The sequence below is a fragment of the Sulfitobacter sp. UBA4523 genome (genome assembly GCF_002388305.1).
Classification (GTDB): domain Bacteria; phylum Pseudomonadota; class Alphaproteobacteria; order Rhodobacterales; family Rhodobacteraceae; genus Sulfitobacter; species Sulfitobacter pontiacus.
In genome coordinates, this window is record NZ_DGMH01000039.1 from 1 (window position 1) to 260 (window position 260).

Genomic DNA, 260 nt, shown 5'->3' on the forward strand with positions numbered 1-260 from the left:
CGATGGGGATCGACAAACAGTGGAAATCGGGTCTCTCGACCGGCGTGATACTGGCATACGAACAGGACAGATACGACGGCATCTTCCCCGGCACCACGACCCCGCGCGAGGATGACACCACCAGCCTCACCTTCACCGTGCAGCACAACAAGGTGCAGATCGGGAAATATGTGCCGCGCATCACCTATACCTACACGCGGGCGAAATCGAATGTGGCGTTGTTCGACTATGACAGCCACGACATCGGGGCGAGTCTCTCG

The 260-nt window shown here is 58.5% G+C and carries 1 protein-coding gene; it reads left to right on the forward strand.

Features of this window, described 5'->3' with window-relative positions; genetic code table 11:
- Positions 1 to 2 precede the first annotated feature (2 nt).
- Positions 3 to 260 (forward strand): surface lipoprotein assembly modifier (locus B3849_RS09510; RefSeq protein ID WP_286780050.1); only part of this gene is annotated, 258 nt, incomplete at its 3' end.